Source organism: Microbulbifer pacificus, from assembly GCF_002959965.1.
Lineage (GTDB): Bacteria > Pseudomonadota > Gammaproteobacteria > Pseudomonadales > Cellvibrionaceae > Microbulbifer > Microbulbifer pacificus_A.
Genome location: NZ_PREV01000027.1, coordinates 775,515 through 794,098, shown reverse-complemented (window position 1 = coordinate 794,098; position 18,584 = coordinate 775,515). Strand labels below are relative to the sequence as shown.

Here is an 18,584-nt window from a genome sequence, read left to right as displayed (position 1 = left end):
CCAGATAAGATCCAGCATTCATGCAGAATCCGCCAGAAGAAACCAGCGGCCGCCAGACGGAATCCCGGTATCCGCTCTATTTCCGCGCCCTGATCTGTTTTGCAGCGTCGGGCACCCTTCTGAACAGCATCACCTGGTCCTCAGTATTTACCCAGAACACCCTGCTGCAACTGGCGATGGCGGCCCTGTTGCTGGGCTATATCCCCATCGCCTACCAGATTGGGCGACGCAGCGACCCGGACAACAGCGCGAAAATCCGCCGCTGGCTCGCCTTCACCGATGCCCTGCTCATCGGGATGGCGATGGCGATGTCCAACTTCAGCCTGCTGCCCTGTCTGCTGTTTTTGACCATGATCCAGTTCAATGCCCTGACTGAGGGCGGTGGGCGCTGCTGGTTTGAACACAACACGGCAATGCTGCTGGGTGTGGCCATCGGTTACCTGATCCACCGCCCTGCTCTGGTGGTAAACGCAGACCTGAATATCAGTGCCGCCAGCCTGATCGGGGTATTCACCTATTTCTGCTGCTACGCCTTTTATACCCACAAGCAGATCGCGCGCCTGAAAACGGATAACCAGCAGTTGCAGCAGGAACAGCGAACGGCCAACCTCGCCAGCTACAAGTTGTCCCGCTATCTGTCCAAGCGCCTCTGGCGTTCGGTGACCAGCGGACGGGAAAAAGAGATCGTTACCGAGCGCAAACTGCTGACAGTGTTCTTTTCTGACATCAAGGATTTCAGTCAGCTGAGCGAAGAGATGGAGGCGGAAACGCTCACCCGCCTGCTGAACAATTACCTCACCGAGATGTCTCGTATCGTCGCCCATTACGGTGGCACCATTGACAAGTTTATCGGCGACGCGGTGATGGTCGTGTTCGGGGACGACCAGAGCAAGGGCCCCAAGTCCGACGCTCTGCGCTGTGTGGCCATGGCACTGGCGATGCGCAAGCGGGTGCGGGAAATGATGCAGGAGTGGTATGACCAGGGGATTTCCCACCCGCTGCAGATCCGTATCGGCATCAATACCGGCTACTGTACTGTCGGAGTTTTCGGCACCGCGGATTACCAGACCTATACCGTTATGGGAACCCACGTGAACCTGGCGGCACGACTGGAAAGTGCCGCGGAACCCGGCGAGATCCTGATCAGCCACGAGACCTGGGCGATGATCAAGCAGACCGTCATGTGCCGCGACAAGGGGCATATAAGCGTGAAGGGTTTCAGCACCCCGGTGAAGGTCTATTCGGTCACCGACCTCCGCAAAAACCTCGGCGGTCAGCTCAGCTATCTGGAAGAACACGCCCCGGGCTTCGCCATGCATCTGGATCTCGACAAGATCCGAAATTACGACAAAGAAAAGGTGTTGCAGGCTCTGCAGAAGGCACAGGCGCACCTTAAGAGCAAAGTGATCATCTGAGTTCGTGGGCGCACGTTAACGCCCCCCCCCTCTTTACGCCCTTAGCCCAGCCCCTGTCATTGCCGCGCAAAGCGCCCCGGAAAGTCGATTTCACCGATTGAAGTGCGCAACGGATTGATATCCAGGCCACCGCGGCGAGTATAACGCGCACAAACGGTGAGCTTTTCGAAGACGGTCAGCTGCTGCAGGTCGCAGTAAATACGCTCCACGCAGTGCTCGTGAAAATCCTGATGCTCGCGGAAAGATATGATATAGGCGAGCAACGCTGCGCGATCCAGGGCAGGTCCGCGGTAGTCGATCATTATCGTTGCCCAGTCCGGCTGGCCGGTTACCGGGCAGTTGCTGCGCAAAAGGTGACTATAGAGCACCTCTTCGACGACATCCGTCCCCTCTTCCAACTTCAGGAGCGCGGCGTCGGGCTGGTAGCTACGGGCTTCGATATCCAGCCCATCCAGGCAGAACCCCGCGGGCTTGTGTACTGAAAGTGCCGGATCTTCCACGCCATACAGAGTCACCGCCACGTCACTGCCGGCGGCCGCCCCCAGATCCCGCTCGAGCGTCGCCAGTACGGCTTCCCAGGATGGGAATTCGGTCTGGTTGAACGAATTCAGATACAGTTTGAAAGACTTGGATTCAATCATCGCCGGGCTCGAAGCAGCGAAGCGGAAGCGGGCAACGGCTACCTGCGGCACGCCTTTCGGATTCAGCCAGGAAAGCTCAAATCCCCACCATTCGTCCGCACCGGTAAACGGCAACGTCTGCCCTTCCAGCCCCAACTGCGCACGGGAAACCGAACGCGGAATCGGGTGCAGCAGGTTGGGGTTATAGCTGGATTCGTAGCGGGTTTCCTGCCCCAGGGGGAGATTTTGCCAGTCTTCTCTGTTCATGCTTCTGCTCGATCAATTTGTTCGCCTGCAGGCAGGCTCCTACACAGTGCGCTGTAGGAGCCTGCCTGCAGGCGAACCCACTCTCATTAATGACGCAAACGCTTGCCGTGCTTCATCAGGTGCAGCGCCCAGCCGGAAAGCAGTGCGATAAATATCAGCACGCCGGTGAATGCCCAGCCCACATTGATATCGGAAACCCCCAGCACCCCGTACCGGAAGGCGTTGACCATATACAGGATTGGATTCAACTGCGATAGCCCCTGCCAGAAAGGCGAGAGCAGTTCGATGGAGTAAAACACGCCCCCCAGATAGGTCAGCGGGGTGAGCACGAATGTTGGAATGATGGAAATATCATCGAAACTATTGGCGAATATCGCGTTGATAAACCCGGCAAGAGAAAACAGCACCGAGGTCAGGAATACAATCAGAATCGTGAGCCCGATGTGCTGCACACTCAGTGAGGTAAAAATCAGCGCAATCACGGTAACGATCAGGCCCACGATCAAGCCGCGCGCCACGCCACCCAGTACATAGCCAGCCATCACCACCCAATTGGGTGTAGGCGACACCAGCAATTCCTCGACATTGCGCTGGAACTTGGCACTGTAAAAAGACGAAACCACATTGGCGTAGGAGTTGGTGATCACCGACATCATGATCAGCCCCGGCACCACGAATTCCATATAGGAGTATCCCCCCATCTCGCCGATCCGGCCGCCGATCAGCGAGCCGAAAATAACGAAATACAGGGACATGGTGATCACCGGCGGCACCAGCGTCTGCGGCCAGATACGGGTGAAGCGCCGTACTTCGCGACGAAAAATGGTGAAAAAGGAAGTCCAGATCAGTTGCGGGCTCACGACTTCACCTCCTTGCCACATGCTTCCTGCATTTTGTTCTGTGCCAACAGGGAAACAAACAATTCCTCCAGGCGGTTGGCGCGGTTACGCATACTGGTAACGGAGACACCTTGCGCGCTCAGATGGGCAAACAGATCGGACAGGGACTGCCCCTTCTCTACGGTAACCTCCAGACTGTGCTCATCCAGTACACGTCCGGCGAAGTCACCAAAGTCTGGCGCCGCACTCAGGATTTCGCGGCTGTCGAGAATGAACACTTCCTTACTCAGGGTCTTGATCAGGGATTTGATCGAGGTGTTCTCAATAATGTCGCCTTTATCGATGATGGCGATATTGCGGCACAGACTCTCCGCCTCTTCCAGATAGTGAGTGGTGAGAATGATGGTAGTCCCCTGGGCGTTGATCTCCTGCAGGAACTCCCACATGGAACGACGCAACTCGATATCCACGCCCGCGGTGGGCTCATCGAGAATCAACAGACGCGGCTCGTGAATCAGTGCGCGCGCAATCATCAGCCGCCGCTTCATCCCCCCAGAGAGCATGCGCGCCTGAGAAGTACGCTTGTCCCACAGACCGAGCTTGCGCAGGTATTTTTCCGTGCGCTCTTCCGCCAGTGCCCGCGGCATGCCGTAAAAGCCACCCTGGGTGCAGACGATGTCGAACACCTTTTCAAACTGGCTGAAATTGAATTCCTGCGGCACCACACCGAGCATCTGTTTGGCGGCAGGAAAATCCCGGTCGATGTCGATACCAAAAATTGACACCTCGCCGCCGGTCTTGCGTACCAGCGAGCAGAGAATACCGATGGTGGTGGACTTGCCGGCACCATTGGGGCCGAGCAGTGCGAAAAAATCCCCCGGCTGCACATCAAAACTGATGCCTTTCAATGCCCGGAAGCCGTTGTCGTAGGTTTTTTCAAGATTCTTGATGGAGAGCGCAGCGGTCATGGTGCCTCCTTTACTGGGTGGCGCTATTCAACGCCCTTCGACGGCAGATTTCAACGGCAGCCCTATTCATGGCCACTCTTGTCAGAGCGCCGCGGACTGCTGAGAAAAAAAAAGCCGCTCATTGAGCGGCTTTGAAATTGGAGCGGGAAACCGGGTTCGAACCGGCGACCTCAACCTTGGCAAGGTTGCGCTCTACCAACTGAGCTATTCCCGCTTTTTCTGTAATCAGAACCGCTTATGCAGCCCCGACAAATTGGCATCCCCAAGGGGAGTCGAACCCCTGTTACCGCCGTGAAAGGGCGGTGTCCTAGGCCTCTAGACGATGGGGACAGAAACTTTGCTTCGACTCTTGCTAATTAACAGCAACCAAAGCACCCGGTCTGACTGGCCGGGGTTGGCAAAACATCTACTGCTTCACCGGCTCATCCGCACCCTAGAGTGGCACGCCTGAACGAAATTTGGAGCGGGAAACCGGGTTCGAACCGGCGACCTCAACCTTGGCAAGGTTGCGCTCTACCAACTGAGCTATTCCCGCGGTGGCATCCCCAAGGGGAGTCGAACCCCTGTTACCGCCGTGAAAGGGCGGTGTCCTAGGCCTCTAGACGATGGGGACCCAGAAACCTTCTCGGCATCTCTCACTGCGTTTCGGCAAGTGCTTACTGCGTCGAAGTGGGGCGCATTCTATGGAGACCCCTGGGGGCTGTCAACACTTCGTTGCAAAAAATTTTAAGAATTTTTCCTTTGCATACAGGCACTTACCAACCCCTCATCGCGAAGGGCAACAAACTGCTCAATCGGCAGTCAGTTACCAAATAAAGATCGGCACGCCAGCGAGAAGAGACAACATGGAAAGGTTCAGCGCTGCCCGGCGCGACTCTTCATCTCCTTCAAAAAAACACGGATACGCTGGCCATTACTGCCGAGATCAGCGGTTCTGGTGCGGGAAGCAGACCGAATATCCACCTTCACCCCCTGCCCCTCTTTCTTCACCCGCACCACCACGTCCTCGGTAAATCCGAGTATCGGCGTACGCGCCACCGCTTCAAGGCGGCCCTTCCTGGGGCTTTTCGCAACCACACGCCAACCGAGCCGCTGGGCTACGGTGTCCGCCAGTTCGGTAGCCTCAGCCACGGTCATGTTGAGCTGCAGGGGCCGGATGTCCCCGTAGAGGGGCGCATCGCGCTGCTGGCTGGCCACCGCATCACCGGGATAATCCGGGCTGTTGTCACCCGGGTTGCGCAGGGAGACAACAGCCTCGAATGCGGGGGGATCCTTCAGATCGGTAGAAATATCATGGATGGGAGGCGCACCGAAGTTGTGCTCTCCCACCGAGAACAGAGGGATCGCAACAGGGATTACCCCCAGAGCTGTGGCCAAAAGCGCGGCCTTACGGGCTTTCGGATGGCGCGTCACCAATCCCCAGATAAACACCAGAATCGATACCAGAGCCACCGCCACGGCCGCTAGCCCCGCGTATTTGAACACCTCGAATGCGGCTTGATAACGGATCAGATCCAGCCTGAGCGCCGCCACCGCCAGGGCAATAATGGCGAGCAATGTCCACTGTGTGCGGTACAGCCACCGGCTCCAGTGGCGTTTTCGACCTGATCGAAACATGGGTACCCTCTGGTCAATGTCACGCGGTCACGTCACACCGCGGGTCTCAGTCAGTATCTTTCTCCCTCTCGGGATCGAGTTTTACCGACAGTGAATTAACACAATAGCGCAGCCCGGTAGCGGTCGGACCATCTGGAAACACGTGCCCCAAATGACAGCCGCAATTGGCGCACACAATTTCCGTGCGGTGCATACCGAGACTGTGGTCCGCTCGCTCCTCCACCACCCCTGCCCTGGCCTCGGCGTCAAAGCTCGGCCAGCCACAGCCGGCGTCAAATTTGGATTCCGAGTCAAACAGCACCTCGCCACAGCAGCGGCAGCGGTACTGTCCGTCCTCAAACGTCGCCCAGTACTCTCCTGAAAATGGCCGCTCGGTCCCGGACTGCCTGCAAACGTGAAACTCTTCCGGGGTCAGGCGTTCGCGCCAGTAGTTATCGTCTTTTTCTTTTGACATACTGTGATTCCTTTTTTGCCTGATAAGTCAGTATCCTGCGGCACTATCCTGCCCGGCCCAACGCTTAGCGGCAGCACCTTACCTACCTACGGTGCCAGACCCATCGCGCCGGTTTACCCGACCAGCTCCCGATGGCGTACTCCTCGCCGCAACCGATAGGGAATCCTATCAGAGCGAGCGAAGGGGATGCCTACAGGAAACGTAGGTGCCAGTTACAAGATTTCGCCCGTCAGACGGTCTTCTGCAGGCCCTCTGTTACCTATCAGTCAATGACTCTACGAAGTAAGCAGCAATGAAGGATATTCACAAGTCGGAAAAACTCCACGGCGTCTGTTACGAAATCCGCGGCCCGGTCATGGAACAGGCGTCACGCATGGAGGAGGAAGGCCACCGGATCATGAAGCTGAACATCGGCAACCCGGCCCCGTTCGGTTTTAACGCGCCAGACGAAATTCTGCAGGACGTAATCTACAACCTGTCCCAGGCGCAAGGCTATGTGGAATCCAAGGGGCTGTTTGCTGCGCGCAAGGCGATCATGCACGAGTGCCAGATTCTCGGGGTACCGGGAGTCGACATCGACGATATCTACCTGGGCAACGGCGTATCCGAGCTTATCTCCATGTCTACCCAGGCGCTGCTGAATAACGGCGACGAAATGCTGCTGCCGATGCCTAACTACCCGTTGTGGATGGCGGCCACCAATCTGACCGGCGCCAAGCCGGTGCTCTACCGCTGCGACGAACAGGCGGGCTGGCTGCCGGATATCAATGACATCAAATCCAAGATCACCCCCCGCACTCGCGGCATTGTGGTGATCAACCCGAACAACCCGACTGGCGCGGTGTACCCGAAGGAATTACTGGAACAGATTGTCGAGGTGGCACGCCAGCATAACCTGGTGATATTTGCCGACGAAATTTACAGCAAGATACTGTACGACGATGCAGTATTTACGCCCATGGGCACCCTCGCTCACGACGTGCTGTGCCTGAGCTTCAACGGCCTTTCCAAGTCTTACCGTCTGGCAGGTTTCCGCTCAGGCTGGATGGTGATCAGCGGGGCCAAGCAGCGCGCACGCGGTTTTATCGAGGGCATGGATATCCTTTCCTCGATGCGTCTGTGCGGCAATGTGCCAGCGATGTTCGCGGTCCAGACCGCGCTTGGCGGTTACCAGAGCATTAAGGATCTGGTACTGCCTGGCGGCCGTCTGCGCAAACAGCGGGATCTGGCGTGGCAGATGCTGAACGATATTCCCGGGGTCAGCTGTGTGAAGCCACAGGGGGCCATCTATATGTTTCCACGCATTGAGCTGGACCGTCACAAGATCCAGAACGATGAAAAGTTCGTGCTCGATTTCCTGCGTCAGGAAAAAATCCTGCTGGTGCAGGGAAGTGCTTTCCACTGGGATGCGCCGGATCACCTGCGCATTGTGTTCCTGCCCCGCGTGGATGACCTTGGCCACGCGATTGAGCGGCTGGGCCATTTCCTCGAACGATACTCAGGTTAAAGCGTTACACCGGTTAACAAGCATTAAGCAATCCATGCTGGACGATCTGCACATTCACGATTTTTACCGCGATGCGGGGCGGATTCTGCTGGCACTGTTCCAGCGGTTTCCGGCCCCGGCCACGATCTACGTGGAAGACATTGCGGGTCCCGATACCCCGGATGAATTCGGCCTCCACTCTCCCCGCCATCTCGCCTGTCTGGGTGCGATGACGTGGCTCAAGCAGTGTGGCTATATCCATTTTCCCCAGCTAGTACGGCAGGAAGCTGTTGAGGAGGCGACGCTCTCTCACCGGAGTTTTCTGGTGTTGGTCAGTCGCGGGGAGGATGGGGTCAGCAATGCGGAGAAACTGGATCAGGTTGTGCGCGGAGGGTCTTCGCCTCAGCTTGAGGAGTTGATGGTTGGGTTGATGGCGCGGCTCGGGAGCTAGTTTCAACTGGCGCTCCGTAGTCAATTTCTGTGGCGGCGGATCAGCGGGTACGGGTTTTCAGGACCGCTGTGAACCCATCCCTGGGCGCTGCGGCGCAAACTTCCTGTTTGCGACGCTCCTGAAAACCCGTACCCGCTGCTCCACCTTCAATTCGAATGTAGTGACTTCGTAGCCAGATAAACAGGCGTCATTTCTCCCGCTTTTCCAGCTTTAATTCTTAACGCTTACGGAGCTAGGCTCGTGATGCGAAGGACAAGTGCTGGAGATCGGTTTTCAAAAGCGTCGGCGACAGGGACGTCGCCGACGCAGCGTACAGGGATGTATTGAAGGGGGGCGCCTAGCTCGGTTTGAAAACCGATACCCAGTGCCTGGCCGCCACAGCGACGTCTACAAAGCACTAGGAGCTTCGACGAAACCTCACATGTAGCATCTTCAACGCCGCATCCGGATCACTATCTGGGAAATCCGGACTCTGCGGTAACCGCTCAATCACCGAATACCCTGGATTCGCTGAGCCGATCAGATCACGGAAATCCGTCTCGCTGATGCGCGGCGAGTTCACAACCAGCAATAAATCTGCCTCATCGGCCAGACAGGCCGGTAACAATTCCAGCATCCGCGTATAGTTTTCTCCAACGTCAAAACTGCCCTTCTGGAATGTGGGCGGATCGACTACGGCCAGCTGAAATGGTCCGCGGCGGTCGTAAGTGCGGAAATCCCGTAGTGCGTCTTTGGCGAGAAAACTGATGCCCTTCAACGGCAATCTATTGGCACGGTGATTGGCTTCACCTCGTCTCAGCACACCCTTGTTGAGATCGACATTGAGAACGCCCAGCTCACCTGCTGCACGCGCCACCACTGAAAATGCGCAGGTAAACGCGAACAGGTTGAGCACTTTCAGGTTCTCGACTTGCCCAGCCTTCTCCCGAACCTGCTGCTCCAGCCAGCGGCGCCCCGGTTCGATATCGAGAAAGAAACCCACATTCTGGCGATCAAATGTCAGCGGAATTTCCAGATCGCCACGACGGGCGACAGGCACCTCCACCGGTGTGCCGGCCTGCCATACGATCGGTGCGCTGCGCTCGTAGCGGCGCTGTACCGCAATACCGGTATAACCAAACGGAGCCGCAAGTGCCCACAGCGATGCCACCAGCCCGCCTTCATCCTCGTAAGCATCAAATAGCGTAACCAATAGTGCAGGGTTGTAGCTGTCGACACAGACACTCTCAAACCCCGGGTAACAGCGTCCACGACCGTGAAACAGGCGACGACTGTCCACCTGTTTCTCTCCCAGTTTGCCGTGGACCACCTGCAACAACGGTTCCCAATTCATCATCTACTCACTTTCATTCTGAACAGGCGGAATTGCACCACGTCCATCGCCAGACAACGGGTAAAGAATTTCGTCGCGGTAGCCGGTCACCACCCGCACAAACCCGCTCCACGCCTCGTCCAGTGAGGGCTCGCCACTATCGATCAGCAGCGGCCGCCCGCCCAGTTCGGTGATCTTGGTTTTGGTGGCGATCACCATCAGGTTTTCGCGCCCTACTGCGCGCAACACTTTAGGACTCAGTTGCTGGTTGCCACGCCCGATCAGATGTCCCTGACCGCCAATGGCGGTCAGGATGATTTTTACCGGAATGTGGGGCTGGGTTGCGCGGTGTTCGGCGATGGTGGCTTCGATCTGCGGTGCACTGACATCGGCAGCCACCAGACCTCCATTACGCCACAGGTCCACCCCCAGCAGGGTGCCCTCCTCGCCGAGTTCGGAGAGCACCGCGAGGGTGGTGGAGCCGGGGCCTACGACGTAGAGGGTTTCCGGGTCCAGGTGATTGATTTCCTCGACCACCTGCGCAGCGATGTCGGCAACGGCCAGTTCTTCCACTTCGCGTCCGGCATTTTTTACCGCCTGCAAAAAATGGCCTTCTTCCGGCACCAGTAACTCCCCGTAATAACGGGTGCTGACACGACCTTCGCGGAAGGAGTTTTCATCGATATCGCGTACTTCACGCGCGTGTAAATCCACCAGCTCGCCGGCCATCAGGCGGCGCAACACTTCGCCGCCGGCTCTGGGGGAGATAGCAAAGCAGGCGGAATGCATTTTGACCCCGGCGGGAATACCGAGAACCGGAAACGTATCACCGAGGGCATTGACCATGTTGCGGGCCGTACCGTCACCACCGGCAAACACAATCAGGTCGGCACCGGCGTCGCGAATTGCCTGTGCGGCGGCCTCGCTGTCCTCGGGAGTTGAACGCGCGCCTTCGGCCGCGCCTGCCACCACCACCGCGAAACCGAGTTCGCGGGCAAGGCTCTCTCCCATGTCGCCAGCGAAGGTCACCAGTTCCAGTTGTTCGGCAAAGGGCTTGAGCGCCTCCAGTGCGATGGCCGCGCGCCTGTGTGACTGAGGCTGAATACCCGCCGCCAGGGCGCGCGCCACAGTTGCCGCTCCGTCGCTGCCTTTAAGGCCCGCCGGGCCGCCAATACCTGCCCAGGGGTTGATGATGAGTCCGAGCTTCTTCAGTTTCACGTTCGCCCTGATGTTCAGTTAAGTCCGAGAATGGAGAGCTGCTGTCGCGCGGCGCGATCCAGATTTGGCGCCTGCACCCTGAAGTGCGAGAACTCCAGGCGTTGCGGATAGTGTTTGCGCAGCAAGTCAAAGGATACCGCTACGGGCGTTTGCCCGGCGGCAGCAGCCATCGCCGCTTCGCGCAGTCTGGCATCATCCTCCCGCGGGTCGTAGATACCGAGCAGCAGTTCGCGGATCGCGGCGAAGCCGGATTGCCGGGTGACAACGGGCTGTTTCAAGTCCTCGGTATTTTCTGAGTACACGGTTTCCGGCAATCGCAATGCGCGGTTCAGCGCATCGCGGATCATGCGAGTACCCGCCAGCTTTCCGTCGTGGCTGTAACCGGCGATATGGGGGCTGCCGAGATCCACGGTTGCCAGCAGATCGGTGCGGATATCCGGCTCGTTTTCCCATACGTCGAGCACGGTAGCAAATCCCGGATTCTGTTTCCGGCATTCGAACAGCGCAGCATTGTCAATCACCGCGCCGCGCCCGGCACTGATCAGCACCGCGCCGGGTTTGATCGCCGCCAACGCCGTCGCATCAATCATATGCAGGCTGGGGTGCGGCCCATCCTTTACCAGCGGCGCGTGCAGGCAGATGACATCCTGCTGCAACACACTGCACAGATCGCTGCTGTCGGGGTTATCCGCGAGCCACGGGTCGTAGATTTTGCAGGGAATATGTAATGCGTGAAGCCGCTGTTGTAACAGACCTCCCACATTGCCACAGCCGACAATGCCGAAACTGCGTGTACGCCAGTCAATATCGAGTGCGGCGAGTGCGCAGAACACGTATTCCACCACCGAGTTGGCATTGCATCCCGGCGCGGCGCTCCAGGAAATCCCCTGTGCTTCCAGCCATGGAATATCCAGGTGATCGGTGCCGATGGTGCAACTGCCCACGAAGCGCACTGGCGTATTCCGCAACAGCGTTTCGTTCACTTCCGTGACCGAGCGCACCAGCAGCACATCGGCATTAGCCAGTTGCGCCTGCGACATGTTGCGCCCGGGGATTCGGGTGACAGTACCCAGATCTCCGAACCAGGCATCCAACCCGGGAATGTTTTCGTCCGCGACGATATTGAGCCGCGATTTCTGTTTTGTTTCAGCGATCATTGCACTGTGGGCTCCACTTGTTCGCGCGCGCGATTTTTTCGGCTCTTCCACTGGTGGCCGTTGAGCGTGCGGCGAATTTTGCCGGCAAGGCCGCCGAGACCAAACTCTTCTGCCAAAGCCACAGCGTACTCGGGCGCCACCGGTTTGCGAGCCAGGGCGTCAAAACCGATACCGAGCGGCACCGCATATTCCAGCTGCGCCAGTTGCCGCGCCATGCGGATCTGGTCCGCGTGGCCGGCGATTTTTTCTGCGATACCTTTGGCTCCGCGCAGTTTTAGGTCTGCAATCTGTGCGGTATTGGCAATCAGGGCATCCACATCGGCAAACGCTTCCAGCAATCTCGCCGCGGTCTTGGCGCCGATACCCGGCACGCCGGGAATATCGTCGATACTGTCGCCCACCAGTGCGAGATAGTCGGCGATCTGAGCGGGCACGACACCAAACTTCTGCCGAATACTCTCCCGGTCCAGAATCTGATTCGCCGCAAAATCCCATAGACTGGCAGCGCCCTGATCCAGCAGCTGCCCAAGATCTTTGTCACGGGTGACCACCACCGGTGCGCAGTTGTTTGCCGCACACAACCGGGTCAACGACGCCAAAATATCGTCCGCCTCGAAGCGCTCACTGGCGAAACTCGCGATGCCCAGCGCTTCCGCCATCTCACGGCAGGCCGCCAGCTGAAACGCAAGGGCCTCGTCAGGAAGTACGCGACTGCTTTTGTAGTCCGGATAAATATCATTGCGGAAACAGTTGCCGAGAGATTCATCGAAGGCACAGGCGATATGCCCGGGGTTGCGGGAGAGCAGATCCAGCAGGAAGTTGCTGAAGCCGTACACCGCCTCAGTGTTGTAGCCGGAACGGCTCTCCCAGTTGGGCGGCAGGGCGAAGTAGTAGCGGAAGATATAGACCGAGGCATCGACCAGGTAGATCCCGCTCACCCCAGCTCCTCCAGCCGGTAGTGTTGCGGCTGTAAGGGGTCGGGACGCGCGAAGGCGCTGGCGAGTGCGCGAGCAAACTGCCCGGCACGAGGATTTACCCCTTCACAGCAGTAACGCTGTACCTGCTGCCAGATATCGCGCCTGAACGTCTCACTGGGACCGAGACCGGCGCCAAGGTTATCGGCACTGACGCGGAACTTGAGGCCGCAGGCGCGGGCAAAAACCCACTCCAGGGCCTGCGGTTTCACTTCCACCCGCTCGAACTCCGCCTGCTGCTCGGAGTTCCGCCCATCCGGTGCATACCAGTACCCGTAGTCCGGCAGCTGCCGGCGCGCGGCGCCGGCGACACACCAATGTGCGGCCTCGTGCAGGGCGCTGGCGGGGTAATCGCGGGTGAACTCCACCTGGTGCCAGGAGACCCCATCAGTAGATGCGGGGCGATAGTAAGGCTCCTCGAAGCCACCGGCGAGACGGGTATTCAACCCCGCCGGTGAAGAAAAACAGGAATTGAACACGGTGACTATCCGCTCAGCCACAGTCACCCCATGCGCCGGGCGCATATTGGCACCCGGTGTTGCGGAGTGGTATGAAATTTGCTGACCTTGAATGGCAGCTGGCGAAAGGTGTGACAACAGCGGCTCCCGAACCTGTGCCTGAAATCGGTACTTACTATCAAATTAGGCGCGGACTATAACAGCGAGCGCTGTCGGATCAAGGCCGTCTCTACGGGAGCCATTCACCGCGGTGGGTGACGATTCGTCCAGCCCCCACCAGCACTCATCTTTACAGGTTGATGAAAGGAGGAAAATCGAGGCAAAGAACCTGCGTCCGCCGGTTGTATTTCCGCGGATCAGAATATACCTTTGAACATAGGGATACCGGAAACCTGCTGCCGCTCAGTGCAATCATTTTGAGGGCTTTGAGTGGTTGTTTTCGGTTGCGGTACCGGCTTCCCAGGGAGGCAAAAAAGCGCTCCCGGAGTCAGGATTCGGCGATTGGTCGCCCGACCTTCGCTCGGTATCTCTACGCCGGTTGCACTTGATAAGTAGTACAAGACCTTCCCGCCCTACTACCGGCCCTGCAAGGAGGTGCACTATGACCGACCACCGCAACAGCAACGTGGTTGACCTCTTCACCGGCAAGCCTATCGAAACTTCTGAGAGTCGGCGGTTTATCCGCTTATCTCCGGAGCTGGATGGCTTGGAAATGCTCTACTCCAACAATTCCAGTGGAACTGATCTCTACAGTCTGAAAATCCTTTGCTGGGGCCTGCGCGCCAACGGAGAGGTGGTCGGACTGGTTCCCTGGTTGAACGCCATAACGGCCTGCCCGGATATCCAGGACCCCCTGGATGGCCGGTTTGAAGGCTACTATGACCCGGGTATCGAGGAAATTTTCCACGAGCCCCCCATCCACAAAATCGTCGAGCTGGAGACTGCGGCGGAATACTTCGAGTTCGAAAGCAATCAGGCGGACGAGGTTGTGCAGGAGATCCCCGACACCATTGGTACCCACGCGGTATTTATGGATGCAGACCGGGAAAACCTGACCCTTTCCGAAGTCGTGAGCTGGCGGCTGTTCGCCAGCGGAGAGATCCACGGCATGCTGATTGATCACAGCAGTGTGGAAACCACACCGGTTCTCCCCGGGGACACTTGCCTGTACCCGGCCCAGGAGTCGGAATGTTTCCGCTACTTCTTCCAACACCACATCGCCAACAAGATCAAATCCGAGGATCCGGAGGCCCTGGCTGCGATCGCGGCGCTTGTCACATCGCCCTGAATACTTCCCTCAATTCCAGACAAGACAAGGGCGACCCGTGGTCGCCCTTGCTGTAACTGCGAAACTGCTTCTGACAATTGTTGCTACGCCGAATCCTCAGCTTTCTTGATCCAGTAAACAAACTCATCATTTTCTTCCAGATGCTGCACCAGCTCATAGCCGAGAAACTGACAGAACTTGGGGACATCCCTCTGGGTAGACGGATCGGTGGCGAACATCTGCAGCACTTCTCCCGCAGCGACCTTGCGTACTGCAGAGTGAAGCATCATGACAGGTTCCGGACACAAAAGGCCGCGGGCATCAAGGGTGTGGTGTGATTTCATCGGGCTATTGTCGGAGATTTGACAGGGCGCGTCACCTATAAAGACTGACCGGGCAGGATAGCACCCACAGACGGCTCGTCAGTCGACACCGAAAAAGACTAGACTGCAGGGTATGGAATCGCCACAACGGCGTACGGTTGAGGATCACGAACACCGATGATTTACGTATTGATCGAGCGGGAAATTGCAGAAGATCTGGAAGCGACCTACGAGGAGGCTGCGCGCCAGTTGCTGACCAACGCCTACCAGACCGACGGTTTCGTCGACGGCCACACCTACACCGAACTCGACAACCCCAGGCGCCGCTTTACCCTCTCCCAATGGAAATCGGTACTGCACTGGCAACAGTGGTACAACAGCGAGCAGCGCCGTGAACAGATGTCCCAGCTCGCCCCCATGCTCGCGCACGAGGAACGCATCACGATTCTGCAACGCGCATAAACGCCGCTGCTCTGTCTGCCGCCGATTGCCAGTGTTGCTGTTGGGTCCAGCCGCTGGCTTTGCGCGGATTGAAATCGTGGTCGCCATCGTCAAGCCACTGCACGTCAATCACAGGCGAAAGCGTATAACTCTCCACCTCCTCTCGATTCCCCAACTTGTCGCGAGTCCCCTGCACAATCAACGCAGGACTCTCCAGGCACTCCAGGTGCGCTGTTCGTAAGCTCTCCGGCTTGCCGGGCGGATGAAACGGATACCCAAGGCACACCACCCCGGCCACCTTTCCGGCCCGATAATTCTGCCCCGCCAACATACTCGCCACCCGTCCCCCCATGGACTTGCCACCGATAAACAACCGTTCGCCTGGGAAAATCTCACCAAAACGATCGATCTGTGCCTGAAAATCCTCGAGCAATACCTCTATCCTGCTCGGTGGTCTGCGCCTGCCCGTCTCCCGCCGCTCCGCCATATACGGGAACTCAAACCGGATTACCCCCATGCCCTGCGCCGCCAGCATCTCCGCCTGTGCCTGCATAAAATCACTGTCCATCGGCGCCCCCGCGCCGTGGGCGAACAGGAACCAGCCTCTATGGATTCCCCGCGACGGATCAACCAGCCAGCCGTCCATATCGGTCATCAGTAATCACCATCCCCGGGAATGTCTTCCGCGAGGATCAGATTCACCGACTCCTCTCCCGGCTCAAACCAGATAACCACGGTTTTTTTCTCGAGTTGCCGACGCAGACTGGCGACTTTGCTTTCAAGACTCACTTCCTGCTCACCGTAGTCGGTGCCATCGCGAGTGGCATATTCCTCCAACAGGTTTTGCAGGGTTTCCGGGTCTAGCTGGTGATGGGGAATGATCATTTCAAACACTCATATGCTCAAACAACGGGAGCGCTAACGAAGCACGTAGTGTGAATCGAAAACCGATACCCAGCGCTCGACCGCCACAGAAATTCTATAGAACTGCCAACAAAAATGCCCCGGAAATTCCGGGGCATTTTCGGTATGGAAGCAAGAGAAATATCAGGACTTCGGCTTACGGAACCGCAAAGTCATACGGTCACTTTCACCAATTGCCAGGTACTTATCCTTGTCCTCATCGCCAAGTCGCAGAGACGGCGGCAGGGTCCAGACACCTTTTGGATGATCCGCGGAATCCTTGGGATTCGCATTGATCTCACTGGACTCCTCAAGCACAAAACCCGCATTTTTCGCCAGTTCAATCACATAGTCCTGGGTTACATAACCGCTCTTGCCCATATCCTCACGGCTCGTGCCCGGCTTGGCCCGGTGCTCCACCACACCCAGCACACCACCCGGCTTCAAGGCCTTGAAAAAGGCCTTGAATGCCCTCTGCTCATTGTTGCCTCCCATCCAGTTGTGCACATTGCGGAACGTCACCACCGCATCCGCAGAACCTTCCGGTGCAATCTCACTGTCGCCGCCCGGGGCGAACTCCGTCAGTTTCACCGCACTGTAGATATCGTCCTCAGACAACAGCTTCTCAAAGCCCTCGCGCGAACGCTTGAAATAACCGACATCCGTATCCTTCGGGAAATGTGCCGCATACAGCGTACCCTTCTCCTTCAGCATTGGCGCCAGGATCTCGGTATACCAGCCGCCGCCCGGCCAGATCTCGACCACGGTCATCTCCGGCTTCAGCTGGAAAAACGTCAGCGTCTCCGCCGGATGGCGATACTTGTCCCGCTCAGCGTAAGCTGGCGTGCGCTGATCCCCTTTGATCGCGTCCTGCAGCGCATCCGCCTGAACCGATCCAGCAAAAGATGCCGCGCAGGCCAGACCCGCCAGCCAGTGTGCAACCTTGTTCGGAACTATCATCGAGTTTCTCCTTTTGAGAGCTGACTTGGAATTATTTTCCTCGACCGGGGATTCAACACTTCCCACCCGCGCTTGTAAAGACTCCTTCCACCACCCGTGGTTCCCGGTGAGAACTTTGCCCACCTCGCGCCGCACTGGCTACAATTCAGCACAGCAAGGCGGTATCGGCCCTCCGACACCGCATTTCAGCAGCACCAATAAGGATATCCCCATGCAACAACACCTCGTCATCTCCATCATCAGCGACGATAAACCCGGTGTAGTGGAAATGCTCTCCGCCGCGGTGGCAGAAAATGGCGGAAACTGGGAAGACAGCCGCATGGCCCACTTCGCCGGTAAATTCGCCGGCATATTGCGGGTCAGCGTGGCCACGGAAGATAGCGCACGGCTCAAGGATGCGCTGAAAGGACTGGCCGGTGCAGACTTCAAACTGCAGGTGGAAGACGCGCTCGCGGTCGCTGCAGAGGGGCGCCAGACCCTGCAACTCAAGCTCGTGGGCAATGACCGCCCCGGGATCGTCAAGGAAATCTCCCGCGCGCTAGCCGCCCGCCGGATCAATGTGGAAACCCTCGATACCCGCTACGGCAGCACCCCCTGGAGCGGTGAACCCCTGTTCACCGCCGAGTGCACCATCAGTGTGGCGGAAGACGTCAACATTGACGGCCTGCACGATGAACTGGACGAGATCGCCGACGAACTTGGAGTCGAGATCGACTGCGAAGAGACCTCCTCCGCGTTATAATCCCCGCCCTTTCGGCTTCATCCCACTGAACGAGTTCAGTGGCGGTGCCGCTACCGGGCATAACCTTGTGAGACACGGGCTCGTCGCCCACCTCAACCCATTCATGGCGGTGCAGGTCTCACAAGGTTATGCCCGATATCGTCACCTTCACGTGAAGCATCTTCGCCGGTCCATTCGGCATTAAGCATTAATCCTTGCGGCAGTCATGTTCAAAATCGTGCTCTATCAACCGGAAATTGCCCCAAACACCGGCAACATCATCCGTCTGTGCGCCAACACCGGTGCCGAATTGCACCTGATCGAGCCCCTCGGCTTCGAGATGGACGACAAACGCCTGCGTCGCGCCGGGCTCGACTACGCCGAATACAGCCGCGTGGTGCGCCACCGGGACTGGCAGGCGTTCGTGAAATCCGAACAACCGGCGCGAATACTGGCCCTGTCCACCAAAGGGGCTCGTCCCCATTCGGAAATCGCGTTCCGCGACGGCGACGCCATTGTCTTCGGCCCCGAGACCCGCGGTCTGCCCGCGGAGTTCCTGGCCATGACCGGCAGCGAGTACACGTTGCGTATCCCCATGTGCGCCAACAGCCGCAGCATTAACCTCTCCAATGCAGCGGCAATTGTGATTTATGAGGCCTGGCGCCAGCTGGGCTATGAAGGCGCTGTCTGAACAAATTCGGACAGAGCGCAAAAATACGAAATGAAGGTGCCG

21 protein-coding genes and 4 tRNA genes are annotated in these 18,584 nt (G+C 57.9%); 7 read left to right on the top strand and 18 right to left on the bottom strand.

The window, feature by feature from the left end; all coding sequences use genetic code 11:
• Positions 1-20 precede the first annotated feature (20 nt).
• Complete coding sequence (locus C3938_RS14095) at positions 21-1,415, top strand: adenylate/guanylate cyclase domain-containing protein (RefSeq protein WP_105103887.1); 1,395 nt, start codon at positions 21-23, stop codon at positions 1,413-1,415.
• A gap of 56 nt (positions 1,416-1,471) precedes the next feature.
• On the opposite strand, the gene queF is transcribed toward C3938_RS14095, so the two are convergent.
• The 9 genes from queF to msrB all read right to left on the bottom strand — a co-directional run bounded on the left by queF (position 1,472) and on the right by msrB (position 6,180).
• On the bottom strand, positions 1,472-2,302 hold the full coding sequence (gene queF, locus C3938_RS14090) for an NADPH-dependent 7-cyano-7-deazaguanine reductase QueF (RefSeq protein ID WP_105103886.1): 831 nt from the start codon (positions 2,300-2,302) through the stop codon (positions 1,472-1,474).
• 86 nt (positions 2,303-2,388) lie between these two features.
• Entirely contained in the window at positions 2,389-3,183 is a 795-nt protein-coding gene (locus C3938_RS14085) for an ABC transporter permease (RefSeq protein ID WP_199775614.1), read from the bottom strand.
• Complete coding sequence (locus tag C3938_RS14080) at positions 3,159-4,109, bottom strand: ABC transporter ATP-binding protein (protein WP_105103884.1); 951 nt, start codon at positions 4,107-4,109, stop codon at positions 3,159-3,161. Before C3938_RS14080 ends, C3938_RS14085 begins: the two co-directional genes overlap by 25 nt.
• 138 nt (positions 4,110-4,247) lie before the next feature.
• Positions 4,248-4,323, bottom strand: a tRNA-Gly gene (locus C3938_RS14075).
• Between the two features lie 40 nt (positions 4,324-4,363).
• Positions 4,364-4,439 (bottom strand) — tRNA-Glu (locus C3938_RS14070).
• A gap of 129 nt (positions 4,440-4,568) precedes the next feature.
• A tRNA-Gly gene (locus C3938_RS14065) sits at positions 4,569-4,644 on the bottom strand.
• Between the two features lie 2 nt (positions 4,645-4,646).
• A tRNA-Glu gene (locus tag C3938_RS14060) sits at positions 4,647-4,722 on the bottom strand.
• Between the two features lie 242 nt (positions 4,723-4,964).
• Positions 4,965-5,726, bottom strand: a complete 762-nt coding sequence (locus tag C3938_RS14055; protein WP_105103883.1) for a DUF1499 domain-containing protein — start codon at positions 5,724-5,726, stop codon at positions 4,965-4,967.
• Between the two features lie 46 nt (positions 5,727-5,772).
• Positions 5,773-6,180 carry a peptide-methionine (R)-S-oxide reductase MsrB gene (msrB, locus tag C3938_RS14050; RefSeq protein WP_105103882.1) on the bottom strand — a complete coding sequence of 136 codons (408 nt, stop codon included), beginning with the start codon at positions 6,178-6,180 and terminating at the stop codon, positions 5,773-5,775.
• A gap of 292 nt (positions 6,181-6,472) precedes the next feature.
• Between msrB and C3938_RS14045 the strand changes: the two genes are divergently transcribed.
• Positions 6,473-7,687, top strand: coding sequence for a pyridoxal phosphate-dependent aminotransferase (locus C3938_RS14045; protein ID WP_105103881.1), 1,215 nt, complete (start codon positions 6,473-6,475; stop codon positions 7,685-7,687).
• A gap of 34 nt (positions 7,688-7,721) precedes the next feature.
• Positions 7,722-8,117, top strand: coding sequence for a hypothetical protein (locus C3938_RS14040; protein WP_105103880.1), 396 nt, complete (start codon positions 7,722-7,724; stop codon positions 8,115-8,117).
• A gap of 397 nt (positions 8,118-8,514) precedes the next feature.
• Here C3938_RS14040 and C3938_RS14035 read toward each other — a convergent pair whose 3' ends face one another.
• The 5 genes from C3938_RS14035 to C3938_RS14015 are packed head-to-tail and all read right to left on the bottom strand — an operon-like array spanning position 8,515 to position 13,257.
• On the bottom strand, positions 8,515-9,453 hold the full coding sequence (locus tag C3938_RS14035; protein ID WP_233998927.1) for a class I SAM-dependent methyltransferase: 939 nt from the start codon (positions 9,451-9,453) through the stop codon (positions 8,515-8,517).
• The gene (locus tag C3938_RS14030) at positions 9,454-10,647 is read right to left on the bottom strand and encodes an ATP-NAD kinase family protein (RefSeq protein ID WP_105103879.1); all 1,194 of its coding nucleotides are present in this window, start codon (positions 10,645-10,647) and stop codon (positions 9,454-9,456) included.
• 14 nt (positions 10,648-10,661) lie between these two features.
• Positions 10,662-11,804, bottom strand: a complete 1,143-nt coding sequence (locus C3938_RS14025) for a 4-phosphoerythronate dehydrogenase (protein ID WP_105103878.1) — start codon at positions 11,802-11,804, stop codon at positions 10,662-10,664.
• The gene (locus tag C3938_RS14020; protein ID WP_105103877.1) at positions 11,801-12,742 is read right to left on the bottom strand and encodes a 5'-3' exonuclease; all 942 of its coding nucleotides are present in this window, start codon (positions 12,740-12,742) and stop codon (positions 11,801-11,803) included. The genes C3938_RS14025 and C3938_RS14020 overlap by 4 nt, the downstream gene beginning before the upstream one ends.
• Positions 12,739-13,257 (bottom strand): elongation factor P hydroxylase, encoded by a 519-nt coding sequence (locus tag C3938_RS14015; protein ID WP_233998926.1) that lies wholly within the window; start codon positions 13,255-13,257, stop codon positions 12,739-12,741. The genes C3938_RS14020 and C3938_RS14015 overlap by 4 nt, the downstream gene beginning before the upstream one ends.
• A gap of 580 nt (positions 13,258-13,837) precedes the next feature.
• Here C3938_RS14015 and C3938_RS14010 point away from each other — a divergent pair.
• Positions 13,838-14,524 carry a hypothetical protein gene (locus tag C3938_RS14010; protein WP_105103875.1) on the top strand — a complete coding sequence of 229 codons (687 nt, stop codon included), beginning with the start codon at positions 13,838-13,840 and terminating at the stop codon, positions 14,522-14,524.
• Positions 14,525-14,607: 83 nt separating this feature from the next.
• Here the strand turns inward: C3938_RS14010 and C3938_RS14005 are convergent, their stop codons facing one another.
• Positions 14,608-14,793 carry a sulfurtransferase TusA family protein gene (locus tag C3938_RS14005; protein WP_418903583.1) on the bottom strand — a complete coding sequence of 62 codons (186 nt, stop codon included), beginning with the start codon at positions 14,791-14,793 and terminating at the stop codon, positions 14,608-14,610.
• A gap of 210 nt (positions 14,794-15,003) precedes the next feature.
• On the opposite strand from C3938_RS14005, the gene C3938_RS14000 reads away from it, so the two are divergent.
• Positions 15,004-15,288, top strand: a complete 285-nt coding sequence (locus C3938_RS14000) for an antibiotic biosynthesis monooxygenase family protein (RefSeq protein ID WP_105103873.1) — start codon at positions 15,004-15,006, stop codon at positions 15,286-15,288.
• Here C3938_RS14000 and C3938_RS13995 read toward each other — a convergent pair.
• The 3 genes from C3938_RS13995 to C3938_RS13985 form a co-directional block, all read right to left on the bottom strand.
• Entirely contained in the window at positions 15,266-15,922 is a 657-nt protein-coding gene (locus C3938_RS13995) for an alpha/beta fold hydrolase (RefSeq protein ID WP_233998925.1), read from the bottom strand. The two genes, C3938_RS14000 and C3938_RS13995, sit on opposite strands and share 23 nt — an antisense overlap.
• The gene (locus C3938_RS13990) at positions 15,922-16,152 is read right to left on the bottom strand and encodes a YheU family protein (RefSeq protein WP_105104541.1); all 231 of its coding nucleotides are present in this window, start codon (positions 16,150-16,152) and stop codon (positions 15,922-15,924) included. Before C3938_RS13990 ends, C3938_RS13995 begins: the two co-directional genes overlap by 1 nt.
• Positions 16,153-16,314: 162 nt before the next feature.
• Entirely contained in the window at positions 16,315-17,130 is an 816-nt protein-coding gene (locus C3938_RS13985; RefSeq protein WP_105103872.1) for a class I SAM-dependent methyltransferase, read from the bottom strand.
• 211 nt (positions 17,131-17,341) lie between these two features.
• Between C3938_RS13985 and C3938_RS13980 the strand changes: the two genes are divergently transcribed.
• Both C3938_RS13980 and trmL read left to right on the top strand, forming a co-directional pair.
• Positions 17,342-17,872: a glycine cleavage system protein R gene (locus tag C3938_RS13980; protein WP_105104540.1), complete on the top strand. Its 531-nt coding sequence runs from the start codon at positions 17,342-17,344 to the stop codon at positions 17,870-17,872.
• Between the two features lie 205 nt (positions 17,873-18,077).
• Positions 18,078-18,542 (top strand): tRNA (uridine(34)/cytosine(34)/5-carboxymethylaminomethyluridine(34)-2'-O)-methyltransferase TrmL, encoded by a 465-nt coding sequence (gene trmL / locus C3938_RS13975; RefSeq protein ID WP_105103871.1) that lies wholly within the window; start codon positions 18,078-18,080, stop codon positions 18,540-18,542.
• Positions 18,543-18,584: the final 42 nt, after the last annotated feature.